Origin of the sequence: Streptomyces sp. NRRL F-5755 (genome assembly GCF_001279365.1) — a bacterium.
Classification (GTDB): domain Bacteria; phylum Actinomycetota; class Actinomycetes; order Streptomycetales; family Streptomycetaceae; genus Streptomyces; species Streptomyces rimosus.
This window is the reverse complement of the sequence record NZ_LGCW01000029.1, coordinates 1-17,141: the sequence shown is the minus strand read 5'-3', so window position 1 is coordinate 17,141 and position 17,141 is coordinate 1. Positions and strand designations below refer to the sequence as shown.

Here is a 17,141-nt window from a genome sequence, read left to right as displayed (position 1 = left end):
CGTCGTACGACAATAGCGGATGGTTGGATGGACGCGGACAGCGAAGAGAGGTTTCCGTGACGCGTACAGGCACATCAGGCCGGGCTGCCGGGGTGGATCCCGAAGCACTGTGGGCCCCCGCCGCACGGCCGCGGCGCGGGCGCCCGCCGGCCCACAGCCGGGACGCGATCACCGCGGCGGCCGTCGCCCTCGCCGACGCCGAAGGGCTCGGCGCCGTCACGATGCGCGCGGTCGCGGCCCGGATCGGGGCCGGCACGATGTCGCTCTACAGCTATGTGCCCAACAAGGAGACGCTGCTGGAGCTGATGATCGACGAGGTCGGCGGCGCGCACCGGCTGCCCGAACCGTCCGGCGACTGGCGCGCGGACCTGCGCCGCCTCTTCCACGAGCAGCGCGCAATCATGCGGCGCCACCCCTGGCTGCCCGCCGCGCTGCCCGCGCGGCAGACGTTCGGCCCGAACACCCTCGCCGCCCTGGAGCACGCACTCACCGTCCTCGCGCCCGCGGGCCTGGACGCCAGCGCCGGACTGGAGGTCTTCAGCCTGCTCTCCGGTTTCGTGGCCAGCCACGTCACCCACGAACTCGCCCAGGAACAGGCCGCCGACACCACCGGCCGCGCCTTCCACGACGCCCAGACCCGCTACCTGCGCTCCCCCGCCGTCACGGCCGCCTACCCGGCCGTCGCCCGAGCCCTGACGGAACCGGACGCCGCCACCTCCCCCGACGCCACCTTCGACCGCCTGCTCGACCGCATGATCAACGGCCTTACGGGGGCGGGCTGAGCCGGACGGGCGGCGTATCGGGCGGGCGGGGCAGCAGGAGCGCGCGGGCACGGAAAACCAGCTGCCCGGCATGATCGCCCGACGCTACGATGCCCCGGCGGGCGGCCCGCGCGGCCCCGCCCCGTACCGCCCCTCCTCCGGAAAGGCAGCCGACCCATGAGCGCTCACACCACCGGAACCGGTGCCGTCACCCCTCAGGGACCGTGGTCGGGCCCGGGCGTCGTGGTGCTGACCGGTATTCAGGCCGCGGGGAAGTCGACCGTGGCGCAGGCACTCGCGGAGCGGCTGGAGCGGTCGGTGCATCTGCGCGGGGACGCGTTCCGGCGGATGGTCGTGCGGGGGCGGGCGGAGATGACGCCGGACGCCGGGGAGGAGGCCCTCGGCCAACTGCGGCTGCGGCACCGGCTGACGGCCGCCTGCGCCGACCAGTACGCGCAGGCCGGGTTCACCGTGATCGCGCAGGACATCCTGCTCGGCGAGCACCTGACCGAGATGGCCGAGCACATCAGGACCCGTCCGCTCGCGGTGGTCGTGCTGGCTCCCGACGCGTCGGCGGTCGAGCGGCGGGAGGCGGCGCGGTCCAAGACGGCCTACGGCCCGGAGTGGGGCGTGCGCGACCTGGACACCGCGCTGCGCGAGCACACCCCGCCGATCGGGCTGTGGCTGGACACCACGGAGCAGACGGTCGACGAGACCGTGGACGAGATCCTCGCCCGTGCCTGGACGGAAGGCGCCATCGCCTAGGCGGTGGACGGCCCGTCAGTACCCCTTCGGCGGCCGCGTCGGGTCGGCCTGCTGCACCCGCTCCGCGAAGTTCGAGCCGGAGGTGTTGACGCCGTAGCGGTCGCGGACGTACCCGATGGTCGCGCTCATGCACGCGACCACGTCGTACGGGGTGCGGGCGGTGCCGTCGAGGTGGTACGCGGCGAAGGTCGGCGGGATGCACTGGGTCGCGCCGCGCGAGCAGTTGCGCGGGTGGCCGTCCGTCATGACCGGGCCCCAGGCGTTGCCGTCGGTGGTGTTCACCCGCCAGCGCGGGTGGTTGTACGAGGACTCCCGCCGCGCGATGGTGACCAGCGCCGGAATGCCGTACCGCGGGTCCATGCCGGTCAGGCCGCACGCCACCCGGGCGTACTCGCCCATGGCCTCCTTGCCCGACGCGTCGCCGGGGTCGTCGTACTCCACCTCGGAAAGCTCCACCGGCCCCCGCTCCCCTCCGCCCCGGCCCGCCGCCGGTCCTGCCCTCATGGTGCCCGCCCGCCCGGCGCGCGAACCGGCCCGCCGCCCCGCCGGCCGCCGCTTCCCCGGCCGTACGGAGCCGGTGCGGTCGCCGTACGGGTGACCGGGCCGGTCTCGTTCGGCTGGGATGCCGGCGAGGCTCGTCCGACCGGGTGAAGCCCGCGCACGACGGCTCCCGGAGGTCACTAAGGTGCCCGCCATGACCACATCCCAGACCACCACCGGCACCCCTGCGAACAGCCAGCTGGGCACCCTCATGATGATCGGATGGAGCGGCGCCCACCCCGAGGACGGTCACGATGTGCCCTTCCTGCTCTCCTACTCCCTCGGGGACGGCAAGGACGGCCCGGAGGCCGGGTCGGAGGCCATGGGCAGGATGCTCGGCCAGGCCGGGCTGCTGGTCGGCGGCGAGCTCCAGGACGCCTCCCGCACGCCCAGCCTGCCGCTGACGCTGATCGTCGAGGCCGGGCAGGCGGTGCTGACCATGCCGGTTTTCACGGCGCAGTGCCCGGTGCCGCCGGAGTGGCTGGCGGCGGCCGACCACCGCAAGCAGGTGTACGGCATGTTCGCCACCCGCCCGTGGCCCGAGGCGCGGCCGGGCGGTCCGGTCAGCGAGGACATGCTGCGGGCCTTCGCGGGCGACGAGGGTGTGATCAGGAGTTCCGCGCACTGCCTCATCCCCGTGCGCACCCTGCGGGGCACCGCCGCGTCCTGAGTCCGCCGCGTCCGGCCCTCCCCGTACGGCCGCGCGCCATCCCGGATGCGGATCCGTCCGTCGGCGGTGACCCTGGAGACATGGGGGCGACAGTGGCGAGGAGGACGACTCATGTCCGTGATGGACAAGCTCAAGCAGATGCTGAAGGGCCACGAGGAGCAGGCCGGCAAGAGCGTCGACAAGGGCGGCGACATGCTCGACGAGAAGACCCAGGGCAAGTACAGCAGCCAGGTCGACACCGCCCAGGACAAGCTCAAGCAGCAGCTCGGCAGCGATCAGGGCCGGGACCAGGACCAGCCGCCGCAGTCCTGACCTGATCATGCACCGTCCCGGGCCGGACGCCGCCTGTCAGGGCGTCCGGCCCGGGCCGCTTGCCATAGTCCGGCCCACTCGTCAAGAGCCAGGACACGCCTTCACCCGTTCGAGGGACACAAGCTTGCCTGATCGATTCTCCTCGGGCGCATCCCGCTACCGTTTTTCCGCACCCCGGTCCCCGGTGCCAACAGCGAGACGCCGCTCTGCGGCCTGCGCACCGGTGGGGGCGACATGGCGGAACGCACCGTCGACACGGCAATGCACACCTACACGGTCGGCGACCAGCTCGTGCTGGCACTGCGCGGCGAGCTGGACCTTGCGCTGGCACTGACCCTGCAGCCCGTCATGGGCGAGGCACTGCCACCCCGGCCGGGCACGATCGTCGTCAATCTGTGCCAGGTCTCCTTCATGGACTGCAGCGGCCTGGCCCTGCTGTGCCGCCTCCGCGAGCGGGTGAACGACCGCGGCGGCCGGCTGGTGCTGCTGAGCCCGCGGCCCGTGGTCCGCCGTCTGCTGGGCCTGGCGCCGCTCGACGAGCGCTTCGTCGTGATCGACCGGCTGCTGCCCGCGCGTACCCTCAACTGACGCGGGCGGTCTCAGCCGAACGTCACCCCCTGCGCCAGCGGCAGCGCGTCCGAGTAGTTCACGGTGTTCGTCGCCCGCCGCATGTACGAACGCCAGGCGTCCGAGCCGGATTCACGGCCGCCGCCGGTCTCCTTCTCGCCGCCGAACGCGCCGCCGATCTCCGCACCCGAGGTACCGATGTTGACGTTGGCGATGCCGCAGTCGGAGCCGTCGGCGGCCAGGAAGCGTTCCGCCTCGCGCTGGTCGCGGGTGAAGATGCTGGACGACAGGCCCTGCGGTACACCGTTGTGCAGGGCCAGGGCCTCCTCGAAGGTGCGGTAGGTGAGGACGTACAGGATGGGGGCGAAGGTCTCCGCGCGGACGATCGCGGTCTGCGCCGGCATCCGTACGACCGCCGGGCGTACATAGACGGCGTCCGGCGCCAGGTCGGCGAGGTGGCGGTCGCCGCCGGTCAGTACGGTGCCGCCGTCGGCCCGCGCGGCGTCCAGGGCCTTGACCATGGCGGCGTGGGCGCCCGGCCCGATCAGCGGGCCGACGAGGGTGGCGGCGTCGAAGGGATTGCCGACGCGGAGCTGGCCGTAGGCATGGGCGATCTTCTCGGTCAGGCGGTCCGCGATGTCCTCGTGGACGATGAGGCGGCGCAGCGTCGTACAGCGCTGGCCCGCGGTGCCGGCGGCGGAGAAGACGATGCCGCGTACGGTGAGGTCGAGGTCGGCGGACGGGGTGACCACCGCGGCGTTGTTGCCGCCGAGTTCGAGCAGGCAGCGGCCGAAGCGGGCGGCCACCCGCGGCCCCACCTCGCGCCCCATCCGGACCGATCCGGTGGCGCTGAGCAGCGCGACGCGCGGGTCGTCGGCGAGCAGCGCGCCGATCTCCCGGCCGCCGAGGAGCAGCCGGTGCAGCGCGGCCGGGGCGCCCGTGTCGGCGATCGCGCGGGCCAGCAGGGCGTCGCAGGCCAGGGCGGTCAGCGGGGTCTGCTCGGAGGGCTTCCAGACGACCGGGTCGCCGCAGACCAGGGCCACGGCGGTGTTCCAGGACCAGACGGCGACGGGGAAGTTGAAAGCGGTCAGCACCCCGGCCACGCCGAGCGGGTGCCAGGTCTCCGCGAGGCGGTGGCCCGGGCGTTCGCAGGCCATGGTGCGCCCGTAGAGCTGCCGGGACAGGCCGACCGCGAAGTCGCACACGTCGGTCATCTCGCGTACCTCGCCGAGCGCCTCGGACCTGATCTTGCCGGCCTCGACGGTGACCAGGTCGGCGAGGTCGTCCTGATGCTCCGTCAGGAGCTCGCCGAGCCGTTTGACCAGGGCGCCGCGCCGGGGCGCGGGGACGGTGCGCCATTCGCGGAACGCCGCTTCGGCGGCGGTGACGGCGGCGTCGGCCTCGTCGACGGTGGCGGCGGGCAGCCGGTACAGGACACCGCCGGTGAGCGGCGTACGGGCGGTGATGCCGGTGCCCTCCGGGACGGTGTCCTCCCCGATGGTGCCGACGCCGCAGCGGCGCAGCCGGTCGGCGGCCAGATCGCGGAGTTCCTCGGTGCTGGGGAGCTGGGCGGGGGTGCTCACGGCGGGGTGGCTCCTAAGGTCGCGGGCGGTGGGGTGGAGCGGTACGCGGTGGTCAGGACGGACACAAGGTGCGAAGGGCGTCGTCCGCGCCCAGTGCCTCCAGTGCGTGCCGCAGCGAGGCGTCCTGCTGGGCCGCGTAGATCTCGAAGGGGTCGTGCACGGGGCGCCCGACGGCTTCGGAGAGCCGGTGTCCGTCGTACGGCGTACCGGTGCGCGCGGCGTCCCTGGTGCCCTGCCCGGTCAGGTTGGAGCGGAAGATCCCGGCGGCCGAGCGGGGCAGGAAGTCCTCGTAGACGATGGGGTGGGCGGTCAGCCAGCCCTGGGCCAGCAGCCCGGCGAGGTCGGCGGGCGGGCGCCTCCTGTCGCGCGGGCGCGTGGGGGCCGGTTCGTACGTGAAGTAGCCGATCCCTTCGGCGGCCAGCCGGTGTTCCGAGCGCGGGAAGCCGGCCTCCCAGAGGGCGCGGGCCACGTCCTGCCGGGCGGGGCCGCCGGGCCCGGACGCGGCGAGCCGCCGGTCCGTCTCGGTGGTGAGCGCGTCGTAACGGGCGCGGCCCGCGGGGCTGAGCGCGATGCCGCGCGCCTCGACCTCGCCGAACCGCACGCGCAGGGCGCCGGTGGTGACGCTGCCGTCCGGTTCGCGGAAGGTGCGGGCTTCGTCGAGCGCGCGGAAGGAGGTCTGGCGCAGCAGGACGTCGGGCCCGTCCCAGCGGGGCGGCCCCTGGATCTCGTCGATCATGGTGATGCCGCGGTCCGCCATCCGCTGGTAGAGCGCGTCGATGTCCAGCACGCGCGGTGTGAGGTGGTTGATGTGGGTGCTGGTGACGCCGCCGATGTCGGCGGCGACGGCGGAGATCCGGGCGAGTTCGGTGTACCAGGCGCGGTCGACCGGCTCCGGGGACAGTTCGAAGGCGGCGACCGCCAGCGTGAGGAAGCGTTCTGCCTCGTCCGGTTCGAGGCCCCGCTCGCGTTCGGCGCGCTCGGCGAGCGTGAGCAGCTCCGGCGGGAAGAGGGTGCGGCGGTCCAGGAAGGCTTCCAGCCGGCTCTGGAGGCCGGCGTCGAAGAACCGGCGGTCGGCGGTGGTGAGCAGGGAGGTGAAGACGCGGAAGGGGTTGCGGGCCAGTTCCTCGGGTTCCACGGGCCGGAAGGCGGTGGAGACCACCGGGACCGCGCCGGCGGCGTCGCGGAGGTCGTAGAAGCCCACCGGGCGCATGCCCAGGGCGGCGAAGATCTGTGCGGCCTGGCGCAGTTCGCGGGGCGTGCCGACGCGGATGGCGCCGTGCCGCTCCGCGGTGACCCGTGCCAGGGCACCGAGCCGCCCGGCGTCCGGATCGCGGCGCGCCACCTCGTCGTTCACCTCGCCCGCCACCTCCAGGAGCGTGGTGTACGCGGGGACTTCGGCACCGTACATGCCGGACAGCCGGCGGGCGAAGGCGGCGCGCAGCCGCCAGGCGGGGATCATGCGTCCTCCCGACGCGACGGGCGTTCAGATGATGTGGGCCTCCGGGCGGGCACCGGTGTGCCCGGTGCCTCCCTCCTCCCCCGCCGGGCCGTCGAACCGGCTCGCCGCCAGCGGGCCGATGTCGAGGAACGGTTCCCGGCCCAGGTAGAGGTCGCGGACCAGCTCGCCCACAGCGGGTGCCTGGAGGAAGCCGTGGCCGGAGAAGCCGGTGGCATACAGGAAGCGGCGCACGTCCGGGGCCTCGCCGATCAGGGCGTTGTTGTCGGGGGTGGTCTCGTAGAGCCCGGCCCAGCCGTGGCCGGCCGGGACGGTGGCGAGGGCGGGCGCCCGGCGGGCGACGGCCGCGCGGAAGGGTTCCAGCCACTCCCGGCTGAAGTCCCGGGCGAAGCCGGGTTCCTGGCGCGGGTCCGACAGGCCCAGCAGCAGCCCGTCCGCGCCGTCGTTGTGGAAGTAGGCGGTGGAGGCGAAGTCGAGGGTGAAGGGGATGCGGGGCGGCGGCGGGTCGAGCGGCCCGGTCAGGGCGATCTGGCGGCGCAGCGGGGTGACGGGCAGCCGTACGCCGGCCATCGCGCCGACCTCCCGCGACCAGGCGCCCGCGCAGCAGATCACCGTGCCGGTGCGCACGGTGCCGTGCGGCGTACGGACCGCGCCGAGGGCGCTGCCGGAGGTGTCCACGGCGGTGACGGGGCAGTGCGTACGGACGGCCGCGCCGTGCCGGACGGCAGCGTGCAGATATCCGCGTACGGCCGGCTCCGGGAGCGCGTAGCCGTCGGTGGGGCAGTACGCGGCGGCGACGATACGGTCCGGGTCCACGTACGGGCACAGCGCGGCGGCCTCGTCCGGGCGGACGATCCGGCTGGGCACCCCGAGCGCGTTCTGCGTCGCCACGCCCTCCTCGAACAGGGCGAGTTCGGTGGCGTCGCCGAGGAGGAAGAGGTAGCCGACGTCCGCGAAGCCGATGTCGGCGCCGGGGCGCGTGGCGAACGCCCGCCACGCCTCCAGGCTGCGCCGGCCGATCCGGATGTTGAGCGGGTCGGAGAACTGGGCGCGGACGCCACCGATGGGCTTGCCCGAGGAGCCGGCCGCCGGCCGGTCGCGCTCCAGCAGCAGGACGCCGGGCACCCCGGCCTCCGCGAGGTGGAACGCGATGCTCGCGCCGATGATGCCACCGCCGATGATCACGACCTCGGCGCGGTCGGGAACGGGGGTCGTAGCGGGGTCCGTGGCCGTACTGCGCTCCATGCGAGACGCCTTCCGCCGGGGACGGGACGTGTGGTGCCGCTGGTTTTGGTGGTGACGGTCATGGTCATGGTGACGCCCATGGGCCGCCGCGTCCATGTGCTGTCCGCCCCGGCGGGGCGCCGGATCACTGGCCGAGGTCGTCCACGAGCGTCGGCGACGGATGGGGGATCTCCCCGAAGTCCTCGTCGTCGTCGGCGACGGTGAGGCGGTCGATGACGTTCTCCAGGACGGCGGGGAGGGTGGGCGCGAGGCCGCTGTGCCACTGGACGAGCAGGGCGTGCCGGGCGGCGTCCGGCAGCAGTGGCCGGCCGTCGCGGGCGGCGGGCGGCGGCGGTCCCTCGTCGGGGTCGTGGGCGGCCTGCGTACGCCAGTAGGCGGCGTCGCGGAACTCGCCGTGCCGCCGGTGGGAGAGGTACAGGCAGTACGCCGCGGTACGGCTGCCGCCGCCGGCGCCGAACCGCCACCAGAAGTCGGCGGCCTCGGCGCGCCCGGTGATGTGCAGCAGGCAGGCGAAGACCAGGGCTCCCTCGGGGTCGATCCGGTGGTCGTTGACCAGCCGGGCCAGGCTGTCCGCCGCCGCGGCGGCGTTGACGACCAGGGCGCAGGCCAGGTCCAGTTCGTGGGTGGCCTCGTCGTGGGCGCTCGGGTAGGCGGTGGGCGCCGGGGCGCCGGGCCGGGGCGCGGCCGGGTACGCGGCGCCGCTCTCCTCGTACGTGTCACCGGCCAGCCGGTCGCGGGCCGCCGCGGTGTCGTAGGAGCCGTAGGACTCGGCGAGCACGTCGGCGGCGGCGGCCAGCAGGGATTCGACGGTGTCCGGGCCGGCCTGACGGGTGTGCGGCATGGGTCACTTTCCCTTCGTGGGGCACGCGGCGATGCCCAGTGCGGCGGCGAGCCTGCGCTTGCCCCGGCTCGCGTGGGAGCGGACGGTGGCCTCGTCGACACCGAGCAGGGAGGCGATCTGGGCGTCGGAGTAGCCGACGACATGGCGCAGCACGATCACGTCACACTGCCGCTCGGGCAGCCGGGATATCGCCTCGTACAGGCCCAGCTGGCTCTCCAGCAGCGCGAACTGCTGCTGGCACTCGCGCAGCAGGGCGCGGGTGACGACGGCGAAGGCGGCGCTCTGCGTCAGCGCCGTGACGCGGCCGTTCGCGCTCAGCCAGTCGACCACGGTCTCTTTGAGGACGGCCCACGCGTAGGAGTCCACGGAGGACTGTTTGAGCGCGTACGGCCAGCACAGCCGTAACCTCCGGTAGGCGGCGCAGGTGACCTCCAGGGCTGCCTCCTCGCTGCCGGTGTGCAGGTGGGCGTAGGCCAGCCACTTGCGGTAGTGCGTCTCGTGGAACGCCTCGAAGGCGACGGCCAGCCGCCGGCCGGCCTGCCGCAGCGGATCGCCGGCCGCGGACGGCAGCCGGTCGCGGGTCATGGGCGCACCTGTGCGCCGGGGCGCCGGGGGCCGGGGGAGCGGGCCGCGGCGGGCGACGGCAGGGGGCTGTCCCGGTACGTGCTCACGTGAGTTCCTCGATCCGTTCACCGCGGTCCGGGGTCCGGGCAGGCCCCCGGCATCGGCGGGAGGGCAGGAGCCCTCCCTTCCAATGAACCGGAAAACCGGCCCCGTTGTGGCACCGATCCCGAGAATTCTCGCGGCAGGCGTTCCTGTGATGACGTGAACCAGTCAGCCGGGACCGCGACGCCGGGCGTACGGCGGGCCCCGGAGCATGACCGGGATCGCGGCGGGTAGGGCTCCGGCGGCGGCCCGGCGGCCGCACAGGGAGGCGGAGGGCGATGGGTGACGAGCACGGCGAACCGGTGGTGGACCTCCAGCTGGACCGGGCCCACTCGGCCCGCATCTACGACTACATGCTCGGCGGCAAGACCAACTTCCTCGCCGACCGCACCGCCGCGGGCAGCGTGCTCGCCGTCTTCCCCGCGGCGCTGGTCGCCGCCCGGATCAACCGGGAGTTCACCCACCGCTCCACGCGCGATCTCGCGCGCGCCGGGCTGCGCCAGTTCCTGGACATCGGTACGGGCATCCCCACCCCGCCCAACCTCCACGAGATCGCCCAGGGCATCGCGCCGGACGCCCGTGTGGTCTACACGGACAACGACCCGATCGTGCTGGCCCACGCCGCGGCGCTGCTGCGCAGCACGCCGCAGGGGCGCACCGCCTACCTCCAGGCCGACGTCACCGACCCGGGCGCCATCATCACCGCGCCCCAGGTCCTGGCGACCCTGGACCTGAGCCGCCCGGTCGCGCTGAGCCTGAACGCGCTGATGCACTTCGTGCCCGACGGGGAGGGGGGCCGGGCGCACGAAGTGGTCGAGGAACTCAAGGCCGCGCTGCCCAGCGGCAGCGCGCTGGCCATGAGCCACGCCACGGCCGACTTCTCCCCCGAGGCGATGGCCCGGATCTCGGACATCTACGCGGCGGCGGGCACGACGGTGACGTACCGGACGAAGGCGGAATTCGCGCGGTTCTTCGACGGCTGGGAGCTGTGGCGGCCCGGCATCACCCTGCCGCACCAGTGGCGGCCCGACGACCCGGGCGACGCCACACATGTGACGGACGCCGAGGCCGCCTGTTACGCGGCCGTGGCGCGCAAGCCCTGACGCCCGCCCCGGCTACCTGGCGTTGCCGTGCTGGACCCTGAACGCGGGCGGTGGCTCCAGGTCGTGGACGTGCGGGAGTTCAGAGGCCAGTTCCGTGGTCATCGCGACGGTCGCGGCGAGGGCTTCGGGGACTTCCACGGCCTGCGCGGTGGCCGGGGCGGTGGCGGCGGCCGAGCCCGCCAGCAGGGCCGCGGCGGCAATCTTCTTGATCATGCCCTGCACAACGAGAGTCCCCGCGCACGGGTCACCCCGCCGCCCGCACCGGTGTGCGGACGGCGGGGTGCGGCGGGGATCCGGCCCGGTCAGGTCCGCCGGTCGCCCTTGCCCTTCAGGGAATCGCGCATCCCCTGGGCGTTCTCCTTGGCCTCGTCCATCGCGCCCTTGGCCTTGCCCTTGGCGCGGTCCGTCTTGCCCTCGCCCTTCATCCGGTCGTCGCCGGTGGCCTTGCCCGCCATCTCCTTGGCCTTGCCCTTGACCTTGTCCATGGCGCTCTCGTCGCCCATGACCTGCTCCCTCGGTCCGGTTGGTGGGACAGCACCACGCTGCCGCAGCCGGGCAGCGGGCGCATCCGGAGGGAACTACCGGTAGTCCCGGCTCCGCGCGCCCGTCCCACCGCCGCCATTGACCTCTCCGGCGCCCGGCGCCAACGTGTTCCCCCGCCGGTTCCGTCTCCTGTCCCTCCCGACCCCAAGGACGGCACTCATGCGAAGACGCAGTTTCGTCAGCGGCCTGGCGGGCACCGCCGCGGGCCTCGGCCTGGCCGGTACGGCGCGCCCCGCGGCCGCCTCCCCCACGGCCGCCCCCGGCTGGTCGGCCGTCCCGGTCCCGGACGCGCGGCCGGGCGCCCGGCTGTACGGCGTGGCCGCCGCCCGGCCCGACCTCGCCTGGGCCGTCGGCGTGGAAGGGCTCGGCGGCAGCAGCGACGGGAACGCGGTCGCACTGCGCTGGGACGGCGGCGCCTGGTCCCGTACGGACCTGGGCGCCCTCTCCTCCGCAGGGCCGCTGACGGCGGTCACCGCGGCCGGTGCCCGTGCCGCCTGGGCGGTCGGCACGGGCGGCCTGCTGCTGACCTGGGACGGTACGACTTGGCAGCGGACTCCGTACCCGGGCCAGGGCGGATCCGGGACCACCGTCACGGACGTGGTGGCCACGCCCGACGGCCGGGCGTGGGCCAGCGGGCGGCACGACGGCCGCGCCGGGCTGCTGCACTGGGACGGCCGCCGGTGGCGCTGGTGCACCCCGCTGCCGGACGCGGCGGCGCCCACCCCCGGACACGTCCACGTCACGCCCGGCGGCGAGGTGTGGGTCTACGGCGAGGTCATCGCGCGCTGGGACGGCACCTGGACCGTGCTCCCGCACAACCCCGGCATCCGCTCGACCGTCTCCGGGCTGCTGCCGGTGGCCCACGACGACATCTGGCTCACCGGATACGGCTACGGGATCGGCGGCCCGCCCGGGAAGCCGCCCGGCGTCGTGCTGGAGCACTGGAACGGCACCGAGTGGACATGGGTGAAGGCGCCGTACTCCGTCGGCCTGCTCAGCTCGGTCGCCGGGGACGCTCGGGGCCGCCCCGACCGGATCACCGGCTGGGACTTCTGGGACCAGAAGCGCTCCCACTACCTGCGCTGGGACGGCGCCGCCTGGGTGAGCGAGCGCGGACCCGAGATGCCGGAGACGGCCCTGATGACGGACCTGACCCGGATACCCGGCACGGCCGGTTACTGGTCGGTCGGCACCACGTCCTTCTACGCGGGCACCACGGCCCGGATGCACATCGAACGTTACGGATGAGCCACCGGCTCCCGGCCCCGGGCGGACGGGCCGGGCGGCGGCCCCGCCGTTCACCCGTTCGCCCGTTCCGGATCGCAGCGCGTGCCCGGGGCTCCTAGCGTCCGTACGACGGAGTGTCCCCCTCCTGCGCGACCCGCGGCCGAAGGAGTTCGACATGCGCCGGCTCATCGCCGTACCGACCGCACTGCTCGTCCTCGCCGTCGCCGGGTGCGCCGGCGGCGGACCGGACGATCCCACCCAGTCCTCCGCCGCCTCCGGCTCCGCGCCGGGCGCGGGCCCCACGAAGAGCCTGGAGGGGAGCCCGTCCGGGGACCCGGGCTCCAGCGGCGGCGCGAGTCCGTCCGGCTCCGCCGTCCCCGGCCAGCCGCTGGACTGCGGGGCGCTGCCGGACGCGATGGGCGAGGGCCTGACCGCGCGGCTCTTCTCCGGCCCCGGCGCCGGGCCGACCGCGGGCTGCGCGGAGGCCCGCAGCGTGATGGGCGAGTTCTTCCGCAAGGCCACCGCGGACAAGCCGGCGCTGACGGTGCGCGGCTGGGAGTGCCAGTACGAGAACGGGCCCACCGGCACCTGGCTGAGCAGCTGCCGCAAGGACGGCGGCCGGCAGCAGATGCACACCGAGGAGGCGGGCGGGTCCACGCCCCCGGACGACCCCGGGCAGTCCGGGACGCCGGAGGGACCCGGGCTGCCCGGCGGCGAGGAGTCGCAGACCTCGATCCGCCTCCCATGGGCCCATGTCTGACGCCTGCCCGCCCCGTTACGCCCGGTCGATCCCCGCGAACCAGGCCGGTCCGTCGTCCAGCGCCATCTTGATCCGCGCCACCGCGAACTCCTCCATCTCCGGCAGCGCGTCCAGCGCGAACCAGCCCACCTCCAGCGACTCGTCGTCGTTGACGACGGCGGTGCCGCCGACCGCGCGGCAGCGCAGCGAGATGTCCATGAACTGGCACTGGTCGCCGTTGGGGTAGCGCACCCGCTGAAGGGCCTCGACGAGGATCACGCGCTCGGGGACGACGTGCACGGCCGTCTCCTCGAAGACCTCGCGCACCGCGGTCTCGGCCGGCTGCTCCCCCGGCTCCGGGATGCCGCCGATGATCGACCACATGCCGTTGTCCACTCTGCGGCCGAGCAGCACCCGGCCGCGGTCGTCGAAGACCACGGCGCTCACGCCCGGCAGCCACAGGAGCTGGTGGCCGATGCCGGCCCGGATGTCACGGATGAAGTCGGGTGTCGCCATACCCGCACCCTAACGACCACCGGGTGAGGAACAGGCTGACCGTGCTCCGCCGTACTCGCGTGCGAGACGGTACGGAGGCGGCGGCTCAGTGGCCCGCGGCCCGCTTCCGGTTGCGGTCGCACCGGCCACGGATGCAGCGCACCGCACTCTCGGCGTCGTCGACCGTGACCGTGAAGCTGCGGCCGTCGCCGAGCCGGAGCACCACGGCCTCGCCGCGGCGTACGACCACGGCCGTGCCCTGCTCGGGGCGCCAGCGGTAGCCCCAGCCGCCCCAGTGGCGCGGGGTGACGCGGGGTGCGAAATCGGCGCCGACGACGTGGTCCAGGGGGATCCGGCGGCGGGGCAGTCCCATGTGCCCGCAGCGCACCTCCAGGCAGTCCTGGTCGACCCGGACGGCGACGTGCACGAAGGCGAGGGTGCCGAAGAGCACCAGCAGACCGGCGAGGACGCAGCCGACCACCGACATCACCAGCGGCGCCAGCCCGGACGTCCAGGCGCTGTCGACCGCCAGCTCGACGCCGAGCGCCATGCAGGCCGCTCCGGCGCCCGCCAGGAGCCACTGCACGCGGTTGGTCGCGCGGCCGTGCCACACCTCGGGGACGTCCGCGGGGTCCCGGTGACTGCCGGAACCCCCGCCGTCACCGACCGGGCCGCCGTGCTCGCCGGGGGCTGTCGCCCCCTCGTGGGGGTGGTCCCTCATGACACGCAGCGTACGCGCCTTTGCCCGTCCTGGCAGCGTGTCGCGCGTACTCCCGTGGCCTCAGTGGCGCACGGGCCCGCCGGTCCGGGCCGGGCCGGGCCGGACAGCAGGCGTCCCTCGGCGTAGGCGAGGGCGGCCTCGGGCAGGCGCCCCGGCCGGCCGCTGAGCAGGACGGTGACGGTGCCGGTCGGCTCGGCCGAGGGGTCCGGTTCCGCGCCGATGCGGCGCAGCGCCTGGGCGGCGACCGCCTCGGCGGAGCCGAGCAGGACCAGGGCGGGGGCGCCGGGCTGCTGGAGGGCGGCGCGGATGCGCCCGGCGACGAGCTCGTAGTGGGTGCAGCCGAGGACGACGGTCCGTACGTCGCGGGGCGTGTGCGCGGCGGCGGCCGCGACGGCGGCGTCGATGGCCGCCTCGTCGGCGCCCTCCACGGCGTCCGCGAGGCCGGGGCACGGCACGCCGGTGACCTCGACGCCTTCGGCGAACTTCGCGATCAGGTCGCGCTGGTAGGGGCTGCCGGTGGTGGCGGGAGTGGCCCAGATGGCGACCGGGCCGCCGGTGGCGGCGGCGGGCTTGATGGCCGGGACGGTGCCGATGACCGGCAGTGCGGGCTCCAGCTCGGCGCGCAGGGCGGGCAGCGCGTGCACGGAGGCGGTGTTGCAGGCGACGATCAGGGCGTCCGGGCGGTGCGCGGCCGCGGCGCGCGCGACGGCGAGCGCGTGCGCCGCGATGTCGTGCGGCGGGCGGGGTCCCCAGGGCATGCCGTCCGGGTCGGAGGAGATGACCAGGTCGGCGTCGGGCCGCAGCCGCCGTACCGCGGCGGCCGCCGCGAGCAGGCCGGTTCCGGAGTCCATGAGCGCGATCTTCACCCGGACACTTTACGCCGGGCCGCGCCGGACTTGTCATACCGGCGGGTTCCGTCCGGCGCCTCCGACGGGTTCCGGCCGCGCCGGGTGCCGGTGGGGCAGACTGCGGGCGTGGGAGCGATGGAGTGGATCGGTGCCGGGTCCCTGGCGGCCTGGGTGTGGCTGGCGCTGGCGCAGGGCTTCTTCTGGCGGACGGATGTCCGGCTGCCCGAGCGGGCCGACCCGGAGCGCTGGCCGCCGGTCGCCGTCGTGGTCCCGGCGCGGGACGAGGCCGAGGTGCTGCCGGTGAGCCTGCCGTCGCTGCTGGCGCAGAAGTATCCCGGCCGGGCCGAGGTGATCCTCGTCGACGACGGCAGCACGGACGGGACGGGCGGGCTGGCCCGGGAGCTGGCCGCGCGGGGCGGGCTGCCGCTGGCCGTCACCGCGCCCGGCGAGCCGGAGCCGGGCTGGACGGGCAAGCTGTGGGCGGTACGGCACGGCATGGCGCTCGTACGGGAGCGCGGCGACGCGGAGTACGTCCTGCTGACCGACGCGGACATCGCCCACGCGCCGGACAGCCTCCGGGAGTTGGTGGCCGCGGCGCACTCCGCGGACCTGGACCTGGTGTCGCAGATGGCGCGGCTGCGGGTGGTGTCGCTCTGGGAGCGGCTGATCGTCCCGGCCTTCGTGTACTTCTTCGCGCAGCTGTACCCGTTCCGCCGGGTCAACCGGCCGGGGGCGCGGACCGCCGCGGCGGCGGGCGGCTGCGTCCTGCTGCGGCGCGCGGTGGCCGAGCGGGCCGGGGTGCCCGGCAGCATCCGGCACGCGGTGATCGACGACGTGACGCTGGCCAGGGCCGTGCGGCGGGCCGGGGGCCGGATCTGGCTGGGGCTGGGCGACCGGGTGGAGAGCGTGCGCCCGTACGCGGGGCTGGGCACGCTGTGGCGGATGGTCTCGCGCAGCGCGTACGCCCAGCTGCGGCACAGCCCGCTGCTGCTGGCGGGGACGGTGGCCGGGCTCGCGCTGGTCTACCTGGCGCCGCCCGTCGCGCTGGCGGCCGGCCTGGCGGCGGGCAGCGCGACGGTGGCGGCGCTGGGCGGCGCGGCGTGGGCGGTGATGGCCGGTACGTATCTGCCGATGCTGCGCTACTACCGGCAGCCGCTGTGGCTCGCGCCGCTGCTGCCGGGCACCGCGCTGCTCTATCTGCTGATGACGGTCGACTCCGCCGTCCAGCACTACCGGGGGCGCGGGGCCGCCTGGAAGGGCCGGACGTACGGGGCGCCGGGCGCGTCCTGAGGGACGCTCACTTGCTGGCCGGGGACCAGTTCAGCCCCCAGCCGTACGCCTCGTCGACGGTGCGCTGCGGGCTGACGCCGGGCGCGGGCACCAGGAAGCGGGACTCGCGCTGCACGACCAGTTCGCTGCCGGTGTTGGTGATCAGGGCGAGGGCGCAGACGTTGGACGGCACGGTGCACTCGTCGAGGGAGAAGTCGACGGGGGCGCCGTACTGGGGCTGGAGGGTGACCGTGGCGTGCAGCCCCTCGAAGCTCCGGGCGCCCGCGTAGACCGTCACGAAGACCAGGATGCGCCGGAAGCGGGCCTGGTGGTCCAGGTTGATCGTCAGGTTCTCGCCCGCGGCGACGGCGCCGGTGCGGTCGTCCTGGTCGAGCTGGATGTACGGCGGGGCGTGCAGCGAGCCGAAGTTGCCGCCGATGGGGTGGATGACGCCCGCGCTGCCGTCGGTGAGTTCGTACAGCGCGCACAGGTCGAGGTCCAGGTCGCCGGACTGCGGCAGCAGCGCGCCGCGGGCACCCAGCGCCTCCATGGTCTTGCGGCCCAGCTTCTTGCCGAGGCGCTTGGCCTGCCCGCCCGCCTGCTGCCAGTTCAGGTTCACCCGCATCGCTCCGGAGGTGCCGCCCTGTTTCGTCAGGGAGACGGCGGGCGCCTCCTTGGTGAGGGTGACCTTGGACAGGCTCACGGGCGGGGCGGGGGCGGGCACGGGTGCCGCGCCGTACGGCTGGGCGGGAGGCGGCGGGGGCGGCGGGTACGCGCCGTAGGGCTGGGC

General features: G+C 74.7%; 21 protein-coding genes. 9 read left to right on the top strand and 12 right to left on the bottom strand.

Annotated features, from left to right (window positions below; genetic code table 11):
- The first annotated feature begins 92 nt into the window (after positions 1-92).
- Both ADK86_RS05610 and ADK86_RS05605 read left to right on the top strand, forming a co-directional pair.
- The gene (locus ADK86_RS05610; RefSeq protein ID WP_053695581.1) at positions 93-782 is read left to right on the top strand and encodes a TetR/AcrR family transcriptional regulator C-terminal domain-containing protein; all 690 of its coding nucleotides are present in this window, start codon (positions 93-95) and stop codon (positions 780-782) included.
- Between the two features lie 156 nt (positions 783-938).
- Positions 939-1,526 (top strand): AAA family ATPase, encoded by a 588-nt coding sequence (locus ADK86_RS05605; RefSeq protein WP_199834361.1) that lies wholly within the window; start codon positions 939-941, stop codon positions 1,524-1,526.
- 15 nt (positions 1,527-1,541) lie between these two features.
- Here ADK86_RS05605 and ADK86_RS05600 read toward each other — a convergent pair whose 3' ends face one another.
- Positions 1,542-1,982, bottom strand: a complete 441-nt coding sequence (locus ADK86_RS05600) for a hypothetical protein (RefSeq protein WP_053695580.1) — start codon at positions 1,980-1,982, stop codon at positions 1,542-1,544.
- A 238-nt stretch (positions 1,983-2,220) separates the two neighbouring features.
- Here ADK86_RS05600 and ADK86_RS05595 point away from each other — a divergent pair, with 238 nt between their 5' ends.
- From ADK86_RS05595 to ADK86_RS05585, 3 genes are all read left to right on the top strand, one after another.
- A complete protein-coding gene (locus ADK86_RS05595; RefSeq protein WP_053695579.1) occupies positions 2,221-2,736 on the top strand; it encodes a DUF5949 family protein in 516 nt (171 codons plus the stop codon).
- Between the two features lie 111 nt (positions 2,737-2,847).
- Positions 2,848-3,048 (top strand): antitoxin, encoded by a 201-nt coding sequence (locus tag ADK86_RS05590; protein ID WP_053695578.1) that lies wholly within the window; start codon positions 2,848-2,850, stop codon positions 3,046-3,048.
- Between the two features lie 234 nt (positions 3,049-3,282).
- Positions 3,283-3,636: an STAS domain-containing protein gene (locus tag ADK86_RS05585; RefSeq protein WP_053695577.1), complete on the top strand. Its 354-nt coding sequence runs from the start codon at positions 3,283-3,285 to the stop codon at positions 3,634-3,636.
- Positions 3,637-3,647: 11 nt separating this feature from the next.
- Here the strand turns inward: ADK86_RS05585 and ADK86_RS05580 are convergent, their stop codons facing one another.
- From ADK86_RS05580 to ADK86_RS05560, 5 genes are all read right to left on the bottom strand, one after another.
- Positions 3,648-5,198 (bottom strand): aldehyde dehydrogenase family protein, encoded by a 1,551-nt coding sequence (locus ADK86_RS05580; RefSeq protein WP_107088423.1) that lies wholly within the window; start codon positions 5,196-5,198, stop codon positions 3,648-3,650.
- 52 nt (positions 5,199-5,250) lie between these two features.
- A complete protein-coding gene (locus tag ADK86_RS05575) occupies positions 5,251-6,657 on the bottom strand; it encodes a VOC family protein (protein WP_053695576.1) in 1,407 nt (468 codons plus the stop codon).
- A gap of 24 nt (positions 6,658-6,681) precedes the next feature.
- Positions 6,682-7,899: an NAD(P)/FAD-dependent oxidoreductase gene (locus ADK86_RS05570; RefSeq protein WP_053695575.1), complete on the bottom strand. Its 1,218-nt coding sequence runs from the start codon at positions 7,897-7,899 to the stop codon at positions 6,682-6,684.
- Between the two features lie 124 nt (positions 7,900-8,023).
- Complete coding sequence (locus ADK86_RS05565; RefSeq protein WP_053695574.1) at positions 8,024-8,740, bottom strand: hypothetical protein; 717 nt, start codon at positions 8,738-8,740, stop codon at positions 8,024-8,026.
- Between the two features lie 3 nt (positions 8,741-8,743).
- Entirely contained in the window at positions 8,744-9,325 is a 582-nt protein-coding gene (locus tag ADK86_RS05560; protein ID WP_053695573.1) for an RNA polymerase sigma factor, read from the bottom strand.
- Between the two features lie 359 nt (positions 9,326-9,684).
- Between ADK86_RS05560 and ADK86_RS05555 the strand changes: the two genes are divergently transcribed.
- Entirely contained in the window at positions 9,685-10,509 is an 825-nt protein-coding gene (locus ADK86_RS05555) for an SAM-dependent methyltransferase (RefSeq protein ID WP_053695572.1), read from the top strand.
- A gap of 12 nt (positions 10,510-10,521) precedes the next feature.
- Here ADK86_RS05555 and ADK86_RS05550 read toward each other — a convergent pair whose 3' ends face one another.
- Both ADK86_RS05550 and ADK86_RS05545 read right to left on the bottom strand, forming a co-directional pair.
- A complete protein-coding gene (locus tag ADK86_RS05550) occupies positions 10,522-10,722 on the bottom strand; it encodes a hypothetical protein (protein ID WP_159393783.1) in 201 nt (66 codons plus the stop codon).
- Between the two features lie 89 nt (positions 10,723-10,811).
- Positions 10,812-11,012 (bottom strand): CsbD family protein, encoded by a 201-nt coding sequence (locus ADK86_RS05545; RefSeq protein ID WP_053695570.1) that lies wholly within the window; start codon positions 11,010-11,012, stop codon positions 10,812-10,814.
- Positions 11,013-11,211: 199 nt separating this feature from the next.
- Between ADK86_RS05545 and ADK86_RS05540 the strand changes: the two genes are divergently transcribed.
- Entirely contained in the window at positions 11,212-12,300 is a 1,089-nt protein-coding gene (locus ADK86_RS05540; RefSeq protein ID WP_053695569.1) for a hypothetical protein, read from the top strand.
- Between the two features lie 154 nt (positions 12,301-12,454).
- Positions 12,455-13,039 carry a hypothetical protein gene (locus ADK86_RS05535; RefSeq protein ID WP_053695568.1) on the top strand — a complete coding sequence of 195 codons (585 nt, stop codon included), beginning with the start codon at positions 12,455-12,457 and terminating at the stop codon, positions 13,037-13,039.
- 15 nt (positions 13,040-13,054) lie between these two features.
- On the opposite strand, the gene ADK86_RS05530 is transcribed toward ADK86_RS05535, so the two are convergent.
- From ADK86_RS05530 to ADK86_RS05520, 3 genes are all read right to left on the bottom strand, one after another.
- Positions 13,055-13,534: an NUDIX hydrolase gene (locus ADK86_RS05530; protein WP_003987398.1), complete on the bottom strand. Its 480-nt coding sequence runs from the start codon at positions 13,532-13,534 to the stop codon at positions 13,055-13,057.
- Between the two features lie 85 nt (positions 13,535-13,619).
- Positions 13,620-14,234, bottom strand: a complete 615-nt coding sequence (locus ADK86_RS05525; protein WP_030598045.1) for a hypothetical protein — start codon at positions 14,232-14,234, stop codon at positions 13,620-13,622.
- Positions 14,231-15,100: a glutamate racemase gene (locus ADK86_RS05520; RefSeq protein WP_199834360.1), complete on the bottom strand. Its 870-nt coding sequence runs from the start codon at positions 15,098-15,100 to the stop codon at positions 14,231-14,233. The genes ADK86_RS05525 and ADK86_RS05520 overlap by 4 nt, the downstream gene beginning before the upstream one ends.
- 117 nt (positions 15,101-15,217) lie before the next feature.
- On the opposite strand from ADK86_RS05520, the gene ADK86_RS05515 reads away from it, so the two are divergent.
- Positions 15,218-16,372 (top strand): glycosyltransferase, encoded by a 1,155-nt coding sequence (locus ADK86_RS05515; RefSeq protein ID WP_053695567.1) that lies wholly within the window; start codon positions 15,218-15,220, stop codon positions 16,370-16,372.
- A gap of 7 nt (positions 16,373-16,379) precedes the next feature.
- Here the strand turns inward: ADK86_RS05515 and ADK86_RS05510 are convergent.
- On the bottom strand, positions 16,380-17,141 hold a 762-nt coding region (locus tag ADK86_RS05510; protein WP_420718826.1), incomplete at its 5' end, for a TerD family protein.

What these genes read in the sequence shown, in the direction of transcription:
- ADK86_RS05565 (WP_053695574.1), bottom strand. Translation starts at nt 8,740, where the DNA reads ATGCCGCACACCCGTCAGGCCGGCCCGGACACCGTCGAATCCCTGCTG.
- ADK86_RS05515 (WP_053695567.1), top strand. Translation starts at nt 15,218, where the DNA reads ATGGAGTGGATCGGTGCCGGGTCCCTGGCGGCCTGGGTGTGGCTGGCG.
- ADK86_RS05560 (WP_053695573.1), bottom strand. Translation starts at nt 9,325, where the DNA reads ATGACCCGCGACCGGCTGCCGTCCGCGGCCGGCGATCCGCTGCGGCAG.
- ADK86_RS05525 (WP_030598045.1), bottom strand. Translation starts at nt 14,234, where the DNA reads ATGAGGGACCACCCCCACGAGGGGGCGACAGCCCCCGGCGAGCACGGC.
- ADK86_RS05605 (WP_199834361.1), top strand. Translation starts at nt 939, where the DNA reads ATGAGCGCTCACACCACCGGAACCGGTGCCGTCACCCCTCAGGGACCG.
- ADK86_RS05595 (WP_053695579.1), top strand. Translation starts at nt 2,221, where the DNA reads ATGACCACATCCCAGACCACCACCGGCACCCCTGCGAACAGCCAGCTG.
- ADK86_RS05530 (WP_003987398.1), bottom strand. Translation starts at nt 13,534, where the DNA reads ATGGCGACACCCGACTTCATCCGTGACATCCGGGCCGGCATCGGCCAC.
- ADK86_RS05545 (WP_053695570.1), bottom strand. Translation starts at nt 11,012, where the DNA reads ATGGGCGACGAGAGCGCCATGGACAAGGTCAAGGGCAAGGCCAAGGAG.
- ADK86_RS05570 (WP_053695575.1), bottom strand. Translation starts at nt 7,899, where the DNA reads ATGGAGCGCAGTACGGCCACGGACCCCGCTACGACCCCCGTTCCCGAC.
- ADK86_RS05575 (WP_053695576.1), bottom strand. Translation starts at nt 6,657, where the DNA reads ATGATCCCCGCCTGGCGGCTGCGCGCCGCCTTCGCCCGCCGGCTGTCC.
- ADK86_RS05585 (WP_053695577.1), top strand. Translation starts at nt 3,283, where the DNA reads ATGGCGGAACGCACCGTCGACACGGCAATGCACACCTACACGGTCGGC.
- ADK86_RS05590 (WP_053695578.1), top strand. Translation starts at nt 2,848, where the DNA reads ATGTCCGTGATGGACAAGCTCAAGCAGATGCTGAAGGGCCACGAGGAG.
- ADK86_RS05550 (WP_159393783.1), bottom strand. Translation starts at nt 10,722, where the DNA reads ATGATCAAGAAGATTGCCGCCGCGGCCCTGCTGGCGGGCTCGGCCGCC.
- ADK86_RS05535 (WP_053695568.1), top strand. Translation starts at nt 12,455, where the DNA reads ATGCGCCGGCTCATCGCCGTACCGACCGCACTGCTCGTCCTCGCCGTC.
- ADK86_RS05555 (WP_053695572.1), top strand. Translation starts at nt 9,685, where the DNA reads ATGGGTGACGAGCACGGCGAACCGGTGGTGGACCTCCAGCTGGACCGG.
- ADK86_RS05540 (WP_053695569.1), top strand. Translation starts at nt 11,212, where the DNA reads ATGCGAAGACGCAGTTTCGTCAGCGGCCTGGCGGGCACCGCCGCGGGC.